13 protein-coding genes are annotated in these 14,823 nt (G+C 69.5%); 6 read left to right on the plus strand and 7 right to left on the minus strand.

Annotated elements, in window-relative coordinates:
• Positions 1-20 precede the first annotated feature (20 nt).
• Both ACIP1U_RS12495 and ACIP1U_RS12500 read left to right on the plus strand, forming a co-directional pair.
• Complete coding sequence (locus ACIP1U_RS12495) at positions 21-1,334, plus strand: DUF3422 family protein (protein ID WP_400315070.1); 1,314 nt, start codon at positions 21-23, stop codon at positions 1,332-1,334.
• A gap of 40 nt (positions 1,335-1,374) precedes the next feature.
• Positions 1,375-1,551 carry a hypothetical protein gene (locus tag ACIP1U_RS12500; protein WP_400315072.1) on the plus strand — a complete coding sequence of 59 codons (177 nt, stop codon included), beginning with the start codon at positions 1,375-1,377 and terminating at the stop codon, positions 1,549-1,551.
• Between the two features lie 78 nt (positions 1,552-1,629).
• Here the strand turns inward: ACIP1U_RS12500 and ACIP1U_RS12505 are convergent, their stop codons facing one another.
• A complete protein-coding gene (locus tag ACIP1U_RS12505) occupies positions 1,630-3,918 on the minus strand; it encodes a nitric-oxide reductase large subunit (RefSeq protein WP_400315074.1) in 2,289 nt (762 codons plus the stop codon).
• A 37-nt stretch (positions 3,919-3,955) separates the two neighbouring features.
• Positions 3,956-4,672, minus strand: coding sequence for an iron-sulfur cluster repair protein YtfE (gene ytfE / locus ACIP1U_RS12510; RefSeq protein WP_400315076.1), 717 nt, complete (start codon positions 4,670-4,672; stop codon positions 3,956-3,958).
• Positions 4,673-4,825: 153 nt separating this feature from the next.
• Between ytfE and norR the strand changes: the two genes are divergently transcribed.
• From norR to ACIP1U_RS12525, 3 genes are all read left to right on the plus strand, one after another.
• A complete protein-coding gene (gene norR, locus ACIP1U_RS12515; RefSeq protein ID WP_400315077.1) occupies positions 4,826-6,382 on the plus strand; it encodes a nitric oxide reductase transcriptional regulator NorR in 1,557 nt (518 codons plus the stop codon).
• A gap of 139 nt (positions 6,383-6,521) precedes the next feature.
• Entirely contained in the window at positions 6,522-6,968 is a 447-nt protein-coding gene (locus ACIP1U_RS12520) for a polyhydroxyalkanoate granule-associated phasin (protein WP_400315079.1), read from the plus strand.
• A 180-nt stretch (positions 6,969-7,148) separates the two neighbouring features.
• Complete coding sequence (locus ACIP1U_RS12525; RefSeq protein ID WP_400315082.1) at positions 7,149-8,726, plus strand: histidine kinase N-terminal 7TM domain-containing protein; 1,578 nt, start codon at positions 7,149-7,151, stop codon at positions 8,724-8,726.
• Positions 8,727-8,767: 41 nt separating this feature from the next.
• On the opposite strand, the gene ACIP1U_RS12530 is transcribed toward ACIP1U_RS12525, so the two are convergent.
• The 3 genes from ACIP1U_RS12530 to ACIP1U_RS12540 are packed head-to-tail and all read right to left on the minus strand — an operon-like array spanning position 8,768 to position 11,177.
• Positions 8,768-9,226 (minus strand): SCP2 domain-containing protein, encoded by a 459-nt coding sequence (locus tag ACIP1U_RS12530; protein WP_400315085.1) that lies wholly within the window; start codon positions 9,224-9,226, stop codon positions 8,768-8,770.
• Positions 9,223-10,164 carry a U32 family peptidase gene (locus tag ACIP1U_RS12535; protein WP_400315446.1) on the minus strand — a complete coding sequence of 314 codons (942 nt, stop codon included), beginning with the start codon at positions 10,162-10,164 and terminating at the stop codon, positions 9,223-9,225. Before ACIP1U_RS12535 ends, ACIP1U_RS12530 begins: the two co-directional genes overlap by 4 nt.
• Positions 10,165-10,223: 59 nt before the next feature.
• Positions 10,224-11,177, minus strand: coding sequence for a peptidase U32 family protein (locus ACIP1U_RS12540; protein ID WP_035876790.1), 954 nt, complete (start codon positions 11,175-11,177; stop codon positions 10,224-10,226).
• 380 nt (positions 11,178-11,557) lie between these two features.
• Here ACIP1U_RS12540 and ACIP1U_RS12545 point away from each other — a divergent pair, with 380 nt between their 5' ends.
• Positions 11,558-12,733, plus strand: coding sequence for an NAD(P)H-dependent flavin oxidoreductase (locus ACIP1U_RS12545; RefSeq protein WP_400315087.1), 1,176 nt, complete (start codon positions 11,558-11,560; stop codon positions 12,731-12,733).
• Between the two features lie 55 nt (positions 12,734-12,788).
• Here the strand turns inward: ACIP1U_RS12545 and ACIP1U_RS12550 are convergent, their stop codons facing one another.
• Positions 12,789-13,502 (minus strand): Crp/Fnr family transcriptional regulator, encoded by a 714-nt coding sequence (locus ACIP1U_RS12550; RefSeq protein WP_400315090.1) that lies wholly within the window; start codon positions 13,500-13,502, stop codon positions 12,789-12,791.
• Positions 13,474-14,817 (minus strand): hypothetical protein, encoded by a 1,344-nt coding sequence (locus ACIP1U_RS12555; RefSeq protein ID WP_400315093.1) that lies wholly within the window; start codon positions 14,815-14,817, stop codon positions 13,474-13,476. Before ACIP1U_RS12555 ends, ACIP1U_RS12550 begins: the two co-directional genes overlap by 29 nt.
• Between the last annotated feature and the right edge of the window lie 6 nt (positions 14,818-14,823).

Genomic DNA, 14,823 nt, shown 5'->3' on the forward strand with positions numbered 1-14,823 from the left:
CCGGAATCCGCCCTCCTAGCATGGACAACAAAGCCGCTTCGCTACTCGTCGACCACCCGCTACGCGCCTCCCTCGTCGCTGAATTGCACGCCCGCCCCTTTCTTCGGCTCAGCGGCAGCGTGTCACTGACCCACTACGCAATCTACTCGGATGAGGATCCTGCGATCCACGAGTATCTCGTTCGCACCCTGTGCGAACAGACCGGCATGGCGCTACCCGTGGACGGGCTCACGCACTACGCCGTGCAGTCGCCCTTCGGCTGGCATCTGAAATGGGAGCGGCACACCGAGTTCTCCACGTTCACGTTCGTCAGTCCGCGCGACGACACCGACTACTTCAACGACCTCGCCATCGATGGTGTTCCGGCGGATTGGCTGAGCCTGCTGGCGGGCAAGCGATTTCATGCGGTCCGGATGGAATTGCTGTCAGGAAACGCTGCCGCCGGCGCGAGCGCTAGCTTGCGCCATTGGCTCGACGGCCCGGTTCTCGTCGGCAGCGAAGTCCTTGGCGGCGGCAAGGTCTACTGCGACTGGAATGTGCGGGCCGACGGCTATATGCGCATCCTTGCGATCGATGAGGACTTCCGCGAGGAACAAGGCGGCAGGCTGCTGCAACGGCTCTACGAGATCGAGACGTATCGCATGATGGCGTTGCTGGCATTGCCGGTCGCACGCAGCCTGGGCCGGGAGCTCGACGACATTCACGCGTCGCTCCAGGAACTGATGCGGGCCATGGATACCCGTCGCGCCGGCGAAGACGATGCGGAACTGCTGGACAGGCTCACCGAACTGGCCGTGCGCGTGGAATCACTGTCCGGGCACAGCGGGCGCTTCAGCGCTTCGCGCGCCTATGAGCGAATCGTGCTGGCGCGCATCCAGGAGTTGCGGGAACAGCGAATCGAAGGCATGCCTACGATCTCGGAGTTCATGGAGCGGCGTTTCGGACCCGCCATGGAGACATGCCGCAGCGTCTGGTCACGCCACGAACAGATCGCGGCACGGGTGGCGCGTGCTGTCGACCTGCTCCGCACCCGTGTCAACCTGACCCAGGAACGCGATGTCACCAGGCTGCTGGCCGGACTGGATCGTACCGCGCGGAACCAGCTGCATCTGCAGCATGCCGTCGAGGGCCTGTCCGTCGCAGCGATCTCGTATTACGTGTTGTCCATCGCGGCAGCCGGGTTGAAGGCGTTGCATGTCGTCAAGCTACCCGTCGATCCCGAGTTGGCGGAAGGCCTGCTGATCCTTCCCGTGGTGCTGATTGTGTTCGGCATCATCAAGCGCAGCCGGACCCAGAAATCCCACGATGGCCTTGCCCAGGCAGGCCGCGCCTGAAGAATCGCCGACCTGAAGAGCTTCTTACCGAGAAACGCAGATGAACGCCACCACCAGCATTGATCCCTCTCCCGTATCGTTGCCGGGCGCAACCCGCCAGGCATCGCAGATCAGGCCGCATTGGGCGGGCCAGCAAAAGACACCCACGGAAGTGCTGACGGACAATTCGAACGACCGGCCAGACGTAGCGACGATCGCGGTCCTAGGCTACAACTGACGTAAAAAATACCCGCCCGGAACCCGGGCGGGCAACTATTGCCTCTCCTTACCTCTTACAGCGTCGTTACCGCGCGCTTCAACGCGCCGCCGCCTTCATCCTCACTGCCGCCGCATCCGCCGCGGCCGGCGTCCGATTCGCCAGCCCCAGCAGCACCTGCCAGGCAAACGACACCGCGCCGACGATAAACACCACGTCGCCGAACGTGCGCACCCAGCGCAGCGTCTGCAGGATCGGCTGCTGCATGAATTCCTCGCTGCGCGAATACCACGTGCCATGCTCGACGCTGGCCAGGAACTGGATGATGCCGACGGGCAGCAGGCTGGTGCCGATCATCAGCACGAGGCCGGCGTTCAGGCCCCAGAAAGCCGTCTTCATCAGCGCCGGGCTCAACCGGTACGCCGGCCGCACGTAGCGCAGCACCAGCAGCGTAAAGCCCAGCGCCAGGAAGCCATAGACCCCGAACAGCGCCGCATGCGCGTGGACCGGCGTGGTGTTCTGGCCCTGGATGTAGTACAGCGCGATCGGCGGGTTGATCATGAAGCCGAACACGCCGGCGCCCAGCATGTTCCAGAACGCCACCGCGACGAAGCACATCAGCGGCCACTTCAGGTCGGCCATCCACGGCGCGCGCTGCTTCAGGCTCCAGTTCTCCCAGGCCTCATGGCCCAGCACGATCAGCGGCACCACTTCCAGCGCGCTGAACGCGGCGCCGACCGCCATCACCGGCGTGGTGGTGCCGGCAAAGTACAGGTGGTGGAAGGTGCCGGGGATGCCGCCGAGCATGAACAGCGATGCCGAGGCCAGGCTGGCCGCGGTCGCCATCGGGCGCGACACCAGCCCAAGCGTGGCGAAGATAAAGGCCAGCGCGGTGGTGGCGAAGACCTCGAAGAAGCCTTCCACCCACAGGTGCACCACCCACCAGCGCCAGTACTCCATCACCGTCAGGCTGGTGCGCTCGCCGTAGGCCAGGCCCGCGCCGTAGAACAGGCCGATCGCCACCACCGAAGAGGTCAGCAGCGCCAGCAGGTTGCGGTCGGTGCCGCGCGCGCGCAGCGCCGGCAGGATGCCGCGCATCATCAGCACGAGCCAGATCAGGATGCCGGCGAACTTGCCGATCTGCCACAGCCGGCCCAGGTCGACATATTCATAGCCCTGGTGGCCCAGCCAGAAGTTCAGGTGCGGCGGCAGCTTCTGCGCGATCGCCAGGTAGTTGCCGGTAAACGAGCCCACCACCACTACCACCAGCGCCCAGAACAGGACATCGACGCCGAGCCGCTGGAACTTCGGGTCCTTGCCGCCGTTGATCAGCGGCGCCAGGAACAGGCCCGCGGCCAGGAAGCCGGTTGCGATCCAGAACAGCGCGCTCTGGATATGCCAGGTGCGCACCAGCGCGTACGGGAACCACTGCGATACGTCGATGCCGTAAAACTTCTGCCCCTCGACGGTGTAGTGCGCGGTAAAGCCGCCCAGGAACACCTGGAACACGAACAGCGCCACCACCAGGAACAGGTACTTGCCAAGCGCGCGCTGCGACGGGCTCAGCGCCACCGACAGCAGCGGGTCGCGCGCGGGCGCCTGCGGCGGCGTTTCTTCCTTGCCGCGCAGGAAGGCCCACGCCCACACCAGGAAGCCCACCCCGGCCAGCAGCACCACCACGCTGATCACCGACCACACCACGTTTTCGCTGGTCGGCTGGTTGCCGATCAGCGGCTCATGCGGCCAGTTGTTGGTATAGGTGGCTTCATGCCCGGGGCGCGCGGTCGAAGCGACCCATGCGGTCCAGAAGAAGAAGTGCGTCAGCTGCTGGCGCCGCTCGGCGCTGGGCAGCGTGTTCTCCTTCATGGCGTAGTGATCGCGCGTGGTGTGCAGCGCCGGCGCGTCGGAGAAGAGCTGGTCGTAGTAGGCCGCGGTGTTGGCAATGGCCTGCGCGCGGCGCTTCGACACCGTCAGCACGTTGGTGGCCGGATCGGTGGCGTTGCCGCGGTATTCCGCTCGCAACTGCTCGCGCAGCGCGGCCTGTTCGGGCGCGGCCAGTCTGGCGTACGGACGGCCGTATGCGTCCTGCGCCGCCAACTCGAGCCACGCGATCAGTTCGCGATGCAGCCAGTCGGCGGTCCAGTCCGGCGCCTGGTAGGCGCCATGGCCCCAGATCGAACCGAGCTGCATGCCGCCAACGGACTGCCAGGCGGTCTGGCCGTCCAGGATCTCGTCGCCGGTGAACAGGGTGCGGCCTTCGGCCGTGACGACCTTGGCCGGCATTGGCGGGGCCTGCCGGTACACCTCGACGCCGTAGTAGCCGAGCAGGGAGAAAGTGACCGCCAGCACGGCGATCAGCAGGAACCAGAGTCTGCGGTAGGAACCCATGATGCGAAGTCGTTGGTTGTAATGGCTGGTGCGCGGCTCAGGCGTGGCTCGGGCAGCCGCAACCGGTGGCGGGTACGGTGGCGGCCACGGTCGCGTTCTCGAACAGCACGTTGTTTTCCAGGTGGATGTGTTCCATCAGGTCTTCGCGCAATGCGCGCAGGCCCAGGTAAAGCGCGCGCCAGGTATTGCAGGCCGCGCGCGGCAGCGTGATGTCATTGGTCAGCGCAGCGAGCCGCTGCAGCGCGACGCCGTGGTCGTCATGCTCCATGCGCATCACCGCGATCGGGCGGCCGGCGGCGGCCTGCATGCCCCGGGTCAGCATCGGGAACAGCACCTGCTCTTCCTTCTGCATATGGGTTTCCAGCTCGCCGAGCATGCCGGTCAGGTGGTCGGCCAGGCCGACCGGGCAATCGGGCCGGTCGCCGTGGACCTGCTCGACCCGGCTTGCGAGCCGGATCAGTTCAGGCAACTGCTCGCGGTGACGGGCGTGGAAGCGCGTCAGGATATGGTCGATCAGCGCGCCCGGCGTCGCGATGTTCCAGTCCTGTCCGGCGGGTGCGGCGTCGTCGTGCAGGGCATGCAGCCGCGCTTCGATGCTGTCGACGGCGGCGGCATCGAGGCCCTTTTCGAGCGCGGCATCGCGCAGCGTCTGCTTGCCTCCGCAGCAGAAGTCGAGCGCGTAGTCATGGAAGATGCGCGTCGCGCCGGGGATGCGGCGGGCCAGCTGGCCAAGCGATTGGTCTTGGAAGGTCATGAGGTGCTCCTGGGTGGGAAGTTGCGTCCGCATGACATGACGCGAGGAGCGTGCCTGAAAAAAACCATTTTGGATCAATGGTTTGCCACACAGATGGTTTTAAATACCCTAGACTGGCCGTGGTATCAATCACCCTAAATGGTGTTTTTCACCATGACGACTTCCGCGATCGTTCCCGAATTGCTGGCCGACCTGGTCGCCGACCTGCCCCATGCCGTGCGCCTGCAGCGCCTGGTCAGCGGCCTGCGGGCACATTTCCGCTGTGGCGCCGTGGCGCTGCTGCGGCAGGAAGAAGACCACCTGCGCCCGATGGCGGTGGACGGCCTGGTCGGCGACGCGCTGGGCCGGCGCTTTGCCGTCGGCCTGCACCCCCGGCTGGCGGCGATCCTGGCGCGGCGCGGCGTGACCTGCTTCCACCACGACAGCGTGCTGCCTGACCCGTACGATGGCCTGATCGACGAGCGCGTGGGCGAGCCGCTGCCGGTGCACGACTGCATGGGCACCAGCCTGGAGGTCGAAGGGCAGCCATGGGGCGTGCTGACGCTCGATGCGCTCACGGTGGGCACCTTCGACGCCGCCGCGCAGGCCGAGTTGCAGCGCCTTACCGTGGTCGTCGAGGCCGCGATCCGGACCACCCGGCTCGAGGCCGAGATCCTGGCGCTGCAGGTGGCACGGGGCAAACCGGTTGCCGACGAGGGCACTGTCGGCAACGGTGACATCACCGGCGAGATCGTCGGCCAGAGCGAGGCCATCGCCAACCTGCTGCACGAGCTGCAAGTGGTTGCCGATACCGAGCTGCCGGTGCTGCTGCTGGGCGAGACCGGCGTCGGCAAGGAGCTGTTCGCGCACCGGCTGCACCGCCAGTCGCGCCGGCGCGCGCAGCCGCTGGTGCATGTCAACTGCGCGGCGCTGCCTGAGTCCCTGGCCGAGAGCGAGTTGTTCGGCCACGCCCGCGGCGCCTTCTCCGGCGCCACCGGCGAACGTCCGGGCCGCTTCGAGGCCGCTGACGGCGGCACGCTGTTCCTCGATGAAGTTGGCGAATTGCCGCTGTCGATCCAGGCCAAGCTGCTGCGCACCCTCCAGAACGGCGAGATCCAGCGGTTGGGCTCGGACCGGCCGCGCCGCGTCAACGTGCGCGTGATTGCCGCCACCAATCGCAACCTGCGCGAACATGTGCGCGATGGCTCGTTCCGCGCCGACCTGTACCACCGCCTGTCGGTCTATCCGATCCCGATCCCGCCGCTGCGCGAGCGCGGCAACGATGTGCTGCTGCTGGCCGGGCGCTTCCTGGAACTGAACCGCGCCCGCCTGGGCCTGCGCAGCCTGCGCCTGTCGCCGGCGGCGCAGGACGCGCTGCGGCGCTATCGCTGGCCCGGCAACGTGCGCGAGCTAGAGCACGTGCTCAGTCGCGCCGCGCTGCGTGCGGTCAGCCGGGGCGCCGGCCGCAACGACATCGTCACGCTGGAGACGGAACTGCTTGACCTGGACGGGCTCGATGCGGCGCCCCAGGCGCCGGCGGAGGCCGCTCGCGCCGCGCTGCCCGCGATCGTCCCCGGCACGAGCCTGCGCGACGCCGTCGACCAGACCCAGCGCGCCTGCATCGAACAGGCGCTGCAGGCCCAGGGCGGCAACTGGGCGCAGGCGGCGCGGCAACTTGGCGTGGACGCCAGCAACCTGCACAAGCTGGCCAGGCGCCTGGGCTGCAAGTGAGGGCGTGGGCGGCATCGGCGATGGCAAAGGTCGCCTGGTCTGCCTAAGCTAATCAGGCGTCGTTTGCAGTGCAACATGCATGTGGTGGCGTCACCACCCTGCGGCCGGCGCTTCCTGTGGACCCGTACCGGAGATGCCCATGATGATGACCGCAACGCAAGCCTTCTGGCCATTCCCTGGCGCATTCCCTGCCGTCTTCGCGGCAGGCTTTGCCAGCCTGCAACAGTTCCAGTCCATGCAGGCAGACCTGGCCGACACGTGGCGCCGCATGGCCGAACTGAACCTGGAATTTGCCCGCAGCATGGCCGACGAACTGCGCTTCGACGCCGTGGGCCTGCTGGTGGAACAGGATCCCGAGACCCTGTACGCGCGCGAGATCGCCAGCGAGTTGCCGCTGCTGGGCGGGCCGCTGCACTATGCCTCGGCCATGCTGGAACTGCTGGCGCGCGCCCAGCAGAAATGGATCGATGGCTGGGGCCACCTGTTCATGCAGGGCCCGCTGACGGATTGGACCGCGGGCGCGAAGGCCGTCACCGACATTCCCGCCTGGCTGGTCCGCGAGACACCGCGTCCGCGCGCGAACTGACCCGGCACGAGCGCCATGGCGTTGCGTGCCAGCACGCCGCTGGCCAATTATTCCTGCGTGCCTTGCCATGACAACGCGCGCGCCCCGGTATCATGCAAATCATGACACGCCGATCCGCCATCCCCGCCGTCCCGGCTGGCGGATCCCCACACAGGACTGGTTCAGGACGCGCCCCGGTTCATGCCCTCATATCCACTGGTCCTGCTGCTCACCGTCGCCGTCGTCTGCTGCATCGGCATGGCCATTGCCACCTGGCCCCGGCGCGACGACCCCACCGTCCAGGCGTTCCTGGTGCTGGCCTTCGGTGCGGTAGTCTGGAGCGGCGGACGCCTGCTTGAGATCAGTTCGACCGACCTGCCCGGGCGCATCCTGTGGGCCAAGATCCAGTACATCGGCATCGTCGCGGTGCCGATCGGCTGGCTGGTGGCGATGGTGCACCTGAGCCGCCCGCGCTACGTGGTGCCATGGTCGCGGCTGTGGCTGCCGGTGCTGGCGGCGGTGGTGACGGTGGTGCTGGTCTTCACCAACGAGCGGCACCACCTGGTCTGGACGCGCATTACGCTGATGCCGCCGGGAGTCGCACCCGGCGCGGTGTTCGAGCATGGCGCGGGTTACGTTGTGGTGGCGTTCTGGTCTTACTCGCTGCTGGCGCTGAGCTGGTATTTCCTGATGACGGCCGAAGTGCCCAACGACGCCCTGTCGCGCCGCGGCCGCGTCATCCTGGCCGGCGGCCTGGCCCTGCCGCTGATTGCCCATGTCGCTTACCTGAACCGCTGGACCGGCCCGCTGGGCGGCGACCTGACCCCGGCCACGTTTTCGCTGATGGCGGTGCTGGTGTGGTTCTGCGCGCTGCGCACGCACCTGGACGATATCGGCCACTACTCCCGGCTGCGCGTGTTCGACGCGCTGCGCGAGGGCTGCGTGATTGTCGACGCCAAGCGCACAGTGGTCGAGTTCAACCCGGCGGCGGTGCAGTTGTGGCCGGAGCTGCGCCGCGGCAGCCCGGTGCCGACGGGATGGGCGACGGCGCTGGAATCGGCGCAGGCGGCACCCGGGCCTGCACCCGCCACGCCGTTCGTGCCGGCAGGCGCCCCGTTCGAGCTGACTGTCGAAAGCGTCGCGCGCCTGGACGGCAGGCAGATCGGCAGCCTGGTGTTCATGCGCGACATCAGCCGCTTCCAGTCGCGCGAGCTGGCACTGACCGCGCGCCTTGGCCAGACCGAGGAGCAGCTGTGGCAGATGCAGGCCGACCTCGACGTCGACGCGCTCACCGGCATCCCGAACCGGCGCTACTTCCAGCGCGAGTCGCTTGCCGCCGTGACCCGCTCGCACGAGCGCGGCCAGACGCTGGGGCTGCTGATCCTGGATGTCGACCTGTTCAAGCAATACAACGACCTGCACGGCCACGTGGCGGGCGACGACTGCCTGCGCCAGATCGCCTGCGCGCTGGCCGGCACGGTGGCGGGCGAGCAGTTCTGCGCGCGGCTGGGCGGCGAGGAATTCGCGGCGGTGCTGCCCGGCGCATCGCGCGAAGAGACCCGCGACGTGGCGCGCCGCATGGTCGCGGCGGTGCGCGAGCTCGGCATCGCGCACCGCGGCACCCCGGTGCAGCCCGTGGTGACGATCAGCGTCGGCGCGGTCTGCGCCGTGCCCGAGTCGCCGCGGCTGGAGCCGCTGCTGCACCACGCCGACAGCGCGATGTACCGCGCCAAGCGCGCGGGCCGCAACCGGTACATGCTGGATGGCGAAGCGGCGTGAGCGGCCGTGGCCGAGGCCGAGGCATGAAGCCCTGACTGCCGCTAGCCGGCGCGCACCGTCAGCGCGCCCTGCAGGGCCACCAGCCGCGCCGCTGCCTGGCTGACCCACGCCGGCCGCGGTGCCGCATCGAGCCAGTACTTGACCTCGAGCCCGAGCGCGGTGTCGCCGCTGATCACCAGCTTGCGCTGGAAGAACAGCGTGTCGGTGTCGGCCTCGCCGCCGAGCAGCCGCAGGTAGTCCACCGCGGCCGCGCGCAGCGTCAGCGCGGGTTCGCCGCTGCCCGCGCTGGCGGTGCGGAAGCGCCCGCCCTCACAGCGGAACGGCACTTCCAGCCCCAGGTCCTGCACCGTCAGCAGGAACACCTGCCCTTCCAGCGCGGCCGGCGGCTCCAGCCAGCCAGCGCGGCGCGCCAGTTCCAGCGCCGCCACCAGCGGCAGCGCGCGTGCCCGTGCCGGCATGCGCCGGTGCACGCCGGTCAACAGCTTGTGCAACGTGTTCATGCCCGTGCCTCCCACGCAATGCCGGCGCCGCCGTGCCAGTAGCCGTTGCAGGGCTGCGCCTCCGCCGGCGTGATGCCGCTGGGCACCGGCGCGCGCTTGCCCGCGCGGATCGCCGCCAGGTGTTGCACCACCTCCAGCGTGCCGGTCGAGTGCGGGCTGACGCGCAGCATGTCCACGCCCATCGCGGCCATGGCGAGCGCCTCGCCGCACAGGTCCAGGCAGGTCGCGCTCTGCGTCTGCACGCCGTTGAGCGTGAAGAACGCCTGGCCTTCGCCGGTGGCCGCAACCAGCCCGTCGGGGTAGTCCATGCAGCGGAACTCGCAGCTGTCCTTGCGCAGCCGATGGTGGCGCGCGGTGAAGCAGCGCGCCGAGAAGGCCAGCGGCATGCGGCCCCAGACAAAGGCCTCGACCGCGGTGCCGCCCGGCCGCGCCGCGGCCAGTGCGGCCAGCGTGCGGCCGTCCATTTCCACCGGCACGACGCAGCCGGCCGCGCCCAGCCCCGCCAGCCAGGCCAGCGTGTCGGCGTGGTAGACGTTCAGATGCGGGCCGGCGATGAACGCCCTCCCGCCCATGCAGCGCACCGCGCCGAGGTCGTTGGCCTCGACCAGGTAGCCGTGCTGCTCGCAGGCGCGGCGCATCCAGGCGATGTCGGTATCGGACTCCACCAGCACCGGCGTGGACAGCACCACCTCCTTGCCGGCATCGCGCAGCATCTGCGCGATCTCCAGCCATTGCGCGTGGCGCAGCTCATGGCGCCGCGTGCAGACAGTCTCGCCGAGGTAGACGCGGTCCACCGGAGCATCGGCGACCGCGGCGTAGAACTGCAGCACGCGCTCGCGCGGCCAGTAGTACAGCAGCGGGCCGAGGGCGATGCCGAATGGCGGCGCAGTACGTAGTGAAGCAGGTTGCGGCGCGGTCGCCGCTGCGGTCTCAGGCATGGCAAGGTCCATGGTGGCAAGGGCGGTGGCGGCATAAACAGGGGTCGCATCCATGCGCATCACCGCCATGGCCGGTCGTAGGCGCCCTGGGTCACCTGGTCGCCCTCGGCATGGCGGCCCAGCGTGGCCTGCCATTCCTGGCGCGGCGCAAAGCGCGCGGGATCGCCGCAGGCGTCGTCGATGGCGGCGCGCAGCACGCCGACCACATCGGCGACATAGCGCGGGCTACGCTGCCGGCCTTCGATCTTGATCGCGGCGATGCCCATGCCGACCAGCGCGGGCAGCAGCGACAGCGCGTTGAGGCTGGTGGGCTCTTCCAGCACGTAGCCGCGCTCGCCCTCCACCTCGAAGCGGCCCTTGCACAGCGTTGGATAGCCGGCCGGCTCGCCGGGCGCGTAGCTGTCGATCAGGATGCCGGACAGGCGCGCCTGCATGGTGCCGTCCTGCTCGGTCCAGCGCACCGCGTGCGCGGGCGAGCAGACCCCCTTGTTGTTGGGCGAATCGCCGGTCGCGTACGACGACAGCAGGCAGCGCCCTTCGGCCATCACGCACAGGCTGCCGAAGCCGAACACTTCCAGCTCGACGCTGGTCTGCCGCGCCAGCTTGCCGATCTGCGCCAGCGACAGCACGCGCGGCAGCACCACGCGGCGGATATTGAAGCGCTCGCGCATCAGCTCGATGGCATCGGCATGCGTGGCCGAGCCCTGCACCGACAAGTGCAGGCGCAGCCCGGGATGGCGCTCGCAGGCGTAGCCCATCAGGCCGGCGTCGGCCATGATGACCGCGTCGGCACCCAGTTCAGCCGCGGCGTCGACGGCGCGGTGCCACTGCGCCACCGCGCCCATCTGCGCGAAGGTGTTGATCGCGAACAGCACTTCGGCGCCACGGGCATGGGCTTCGGCGACGCCGGTGCGGATGTCCGCCTCGGTGAAGTTCAGGCCACCGAAGTTGCGCGCATTGGTGGCATCGCGCAGGCCAAGGTAAACCGCGTCGGCGCCGTGCTGCAGCGCCATGCGCAGCGCCGCCAGCGAGCCGGCGGGCGCGACCAGCTGAGGCCGGCGTGGCGCGCTGGCAGGCGCAACGGTGGCCGCATCCGGGCCAGTACAGGCAGTTGTCATGGTGTGGAAAACAAGACAAGGAAATCAGGACAAGAACAGCGGCTGATGCTAGCCACGCGCTGGCGGCAGGGGCTTGATCGCGCGCAAACCGGCACCAACGGCACATGCCGCGCGCCGGCGTACGCCGGTCGGCGTAGGCCGATGGCAGGCAGCGCCCGTGCACTTGACCTGCGGCAAACGGAGGGGCTTTCCGCTGTGCCACGCTTCGCCAGTCACCCCCCGCGCCAGGCCGGCTGCCGGCCAAACACGCGATTTACCTTCCGGAGATCCCATTTATGAACGAACACTGGCTGAAGCTGGCCGGCCGCCGCCTGTTGCCCATCGTGCAGGGCGGCATGGGCATCGGCATTTCAGCGCACCGGCTTGCCGGCGCCGTGGCACGCGAGAACGGCGTGGGCACCATCGCCAGCATCGACCTGCGCCACCACCACCCCGACCTGATGGCGCGCACCCGCGGCGTACGCGACAAGGCGGGCATCGAAGCCGCCAACCTGGAGGCGCTCGACCGCGAGATCCGCGCCGCGCGCACGCTGTCAGAAGGCCGCGGGATGATCGCGGTCAACGTGATGAAGGCGGTGGGCTCGCACGCCGCGCTGGTGCGCCAGGCGTGCGAAAGCGGCGCCGATGCCATCGTGATGGGCGCCGGGCTGCCGCTGGACCTGCCCGAGCTGGCCGCCGGCCACCCCAGGGTGGCGCTGATCCCGATCCTGTCCGAGTCGCGCGGCATCGGCCTGGTGCTGCGCCGCTGGATGAAGAAGGGCCGGCTGCCCGATGCCATCGTGGTCGAGCACCCGGCCCACGCCGGTGGCCACCTTGGCGCCGCCACGATCCAGGATCTGTCCGAGCCGCGCTTCTCGTTTTCGCGCGTGCTGGCCGAATGCCGCGAACTGTTCCAGTCGCTGGGCCTCGCATGGGACAGCATCCCGCTGATTCTCGCGGGCGGCATCGACAGCCATGCCAAGGTGCGCCACTGGCTCAACGAGGGCGCCGCGGCGGTGCAGCTCGGCACCGCTTTTGCCGTCACCGAGGAATGCGATGCGCATCCGGCCTTCAAGCAGGTGCTGGCCACGGCGCGGCCCGAGACGCTGCGCGAATTCACCAGCGTGGCCGGCCTGCCGGCGCGCGCGGTGCTGACGCCATGGCTGTCGCGCTATCTGTCGAGCGAGGCACGGCTGCAGCGCCGCGCCAAGGTACGCGAGTGCCTGGAAGGGTTCGATTGCCTGCAATCGTGCGGCCTGCGCGATGGCATTGCGCGCATCGGCCAGTTCTGCATCGACCTCAAGCTGGCGCAGGCAGTGCGTGGCGACGTGGAACGCGGGCTGTTCTTCCGGGGCAAGGGCGCGCTGCCGTTCGGCGAGGCGATCCGCCCTGTGGCCGAGCTGATCCACTACCTGATGACAGGAGAAAAGCCAGCGGCGCTGGCCCCTGCCAAGTTGGCCGCCACGGCCTGAACCTGCCCGCCGCGTGCCGGTTCGCCGGCGCGCAGCGCCTGCCGCGCGCCGACAGTCAGGCCGCGGCCAATTCGCCCACGCCGGCCTGGCGCGCCAACCCATCCGGATCGATCAGGTAGATCTTGCCGCGCTCGATCCGCACCAGCCGCTCGGCGCAGAACCTGTGCATCACGCGCGACAGGGTCTCCGGCGTAATCCCCAGCTTTGACGCAATCACGCGCTGCGTGCAGGCCAGCCAGGTCCGCCGCGTGGCAAACGCCTGCTCGCGCAGGAAGCCCGCCACGCGCTGCAACGCGCTCTGCAGGCTGATCGCCTCGATATCGCGCATCAGTCCATGCAGCCGGCCCGACAGGTTGCGCAGCAACTGCGCGGCCAGCAGCGGTTCCTGCATGACGGCCTGCCACAGCGCCGCCTTGCCGATCTGCAGCACCAGCGTGCGCGTCTGCGCCTGGCAGGCCATGCGCCCCGGCACGTCCAGGCAGAGCAAATCTTCGCCGAAGGCCGCGCCCGGGCCGAAGACTTCGATGGCGCGCTCGCCGGTGGTCTCGTCCCCGGCCGGCGGCTGCAGCGCCAGCTTGAGCAAACCCTCCACCACGATATAGAGGCCGGCGCACGGCCCGCCGCCACGGAACAGGTATTCGCCCTTGCGCAGGCAGCGCAGCGTTGCCGCGCCTCGCAACTGCGCCACCACGTCTGCATCGACGCCGCGGAACAATGGCAGCGCTTCCAGGTTGACGGTTTCACCCATGGTGATGACCTCCTTCGACATGACTGCCTTCAGTATTCCTGGCCGCATGGCGCGGCGGCAGGCCGCCACGGCGACGCACCTGCCGCATGCAGCGCAACGCGGACAACAATTGCCAGCCCAGCCACGCATTGGCCGCGGCGAGCAGCAGGCCGGCGGCGCGCGCCAGCGGCACAGGCGCCAGCGGCAGCGCCAGCAGCAGCAGGTAGGCCGCCAGCAGCAGCCACGCCTGGCGGCGTTGCCGGGCGGGCACGATGATGGCTTGCATGGCGGGCACGCGCGCGCGCGGCGGCAGCAGCCGGCGCAGGTGCAGCCAGACCAGGAACGGCACGATCTTGCCGAGCATCGCCGTGACCGGCAGCACGCCGGTGCCGATGAGCGCCATGGTGCCGGCCCACCACGCCAGCGGCGCATCCGATGCGGGCCGCACGATCGCCGCCGCGCCCAGCACGGCAGCGCCCAGCATACTGGCGCAGGCCACCGGCCACAGCAGCCACAGCGGGTCCTGGCGGCGCCGCGCGCGCAGCGTGCCGGCCAGCCCGCAGGCAGCCACCACGGCGACGAACGCCAGCCACGCCAGCAGCACCGCCTGGCCCAGGGCAGGCTGCCCGGGCCAAAGCAAGGTTGCGAGACTGAACAGCGCCAGCGGCACCCAGTGCGCCATCGGCAGGCCGCGCGCCAGCGCCGCGGGCAGGCGCCGCGTCTGCCAGAACATCGGCAACACGGTGGTGGCCACGCCGGTCACCAGCGCCGCCAGCCAGCCGCCCAGCGCCCAGGCCATATGCATGCCGAGCACAGGCGCCACAGGCACCTGCCACCAGCCGCCGAAGGTGCCGGCCAGCGCGATACCGCACAGCGCCGCGGCCAGCAGCGGCGCGCCAATGCCGGCCAGCGTGCGCGTGGTGGCGTCGACCGCGGCCACGCGCCGCCCCGCGGCCAGCAGCAGCGCGCCAGCCAGCAGCAGCAGCACGCCTGCCGCCGCCGCTGCGCGCAGGCCGCCCGGGATGCCGCCGAGCAGCCCGAAGCCCAGCCCGGCGGCCGCGCCGGCGCCGGCAACGGCGACAAACGGCGCCAGCACGCCAGCACCCGGCACGGCCACGCCCGCCACCACCGGCATCATCTGGAACAACGCGCCTACCATCACCGGCATCAGCATGCCCAGCGCGAGCACATGGACTGCCACCAGCGCCAGCGGCGCAAAGCGGTCCGGCAAGCCAACGGCGGGCCCCGCCGCGAGCAGCAGCCCTGCCGCGGCGCCCAGCCATGGCGCCGGCACCAGGCAGCCGAACACCACTGCGGGACGCGGCGCGCGCTCGTAGTCGAGGTTGGCGGCTTTCATCTCGGT

The organism is Cupriavidus sp. NPDC089707 (assembly GCF_044748965.1).
GTDB lineage: Bacteria > Pseudomonadota > Gammaproteobacteria > Burkholderiales > Burkholderiaceae > Cupriavidus.

Excerpts from the sequence above, each read along its gene's own strand:
- ACIP1U_RS12520 (WP_400315079.1), top strand. The coding sequence starts at position 6,522 with ATGATGATGACCGCAACGCAAGCCTTCTGGCCATTCCCTGGCGCATTC.
- ACIP1U_RS12525 (WP_400315082.1), top strand. The coding sequence starts at position 7,149 with ATGCCCTCATATCCACTGGTCCTGCTGCTCACCGTCGCCGTCGTCTGC.
- ACIP1U_RS12500 (WP_400315072.1), top strand. The coding sequence starts at position 1,375 with ATGAACGCCACCACCAGCATTGATCCCTCTCCCGTATCGTTGCCGGGC.
- ACIP1U_RS12550 (WP_400315090.1), bottom strand. The coding sequence starts at position 13,502 with ATGTCGAAGGAGGTCATCACCATGGGTGAAACCGTCAACCTGGAAGCG.
- ACIP1U_RS12530 (WP_400315085.1), bottom strand. The coding sequence starts at position 9,226 with ATGAACACGTTGCACAAGCTGTTGACCGGCGTGCACCGGCGCATGCCG.
- ACIP1U_RS12555 (WP_400315093.1), bottom strand. The coding sequence starts at position 14,817 with ATGAAAGCCGCCAACCTCGACTACGAGCGCGCGCCGCGTCCCGCAGTG.
- ACIP1U_RS12505 (WP_400315074.1), bottom strand. The coding sequence starts at position 3,918 with ATGGGTTCCTACCGCAGACTCTGGTTCCTGCTGATCGCCGTGCTGGCG.
- ACIP1U_RS12495 (WP_400315070.1), top strand. The coding sequence starts at position 21 with ATGGACAACAAAGCCGCTTCGCTACTCGTCGACCACCCGCTACGCGCC.
- ACIP1U_RS12545 (WP_400315087.1), top strand. The coding sequence starts at position 11,558 with ATGAACGAACACTGGCTGAAGCTGGCCGGCCGCCGCCTGTTGCCCATC.
- norR (WP_400315077.1), top strand. The coding sequence starts at position 4,826 with ATGACGACTTCCGCGATCGTTCCCGAATTGCTGGCCGACCTGGTCGCC.
- ACIP1U_RS12540 (WP_035876790.1), bottom strand. The coding sequence starts at position 11,177 with ATGGCGCTGCAGCACGGCGCCGACGCGGTTTACCTTGGCCTGCGCGAT.
- ytfE (WP_400315076.1), bottom strand. The coding sequence starts at position 4,672 with ATGACCTTCCAAGACCAATCGCTTGGCCAGCTGGCCCGCCGCATCCCC.
- ACIP1U_RS12535 (WP_400315446.1), bottom strand. The coding sequence starts at position 10,164 with ATGCCTGAGACCGCAGCGGCGACCGCGCCGCAACCTGCTTCACTACGT.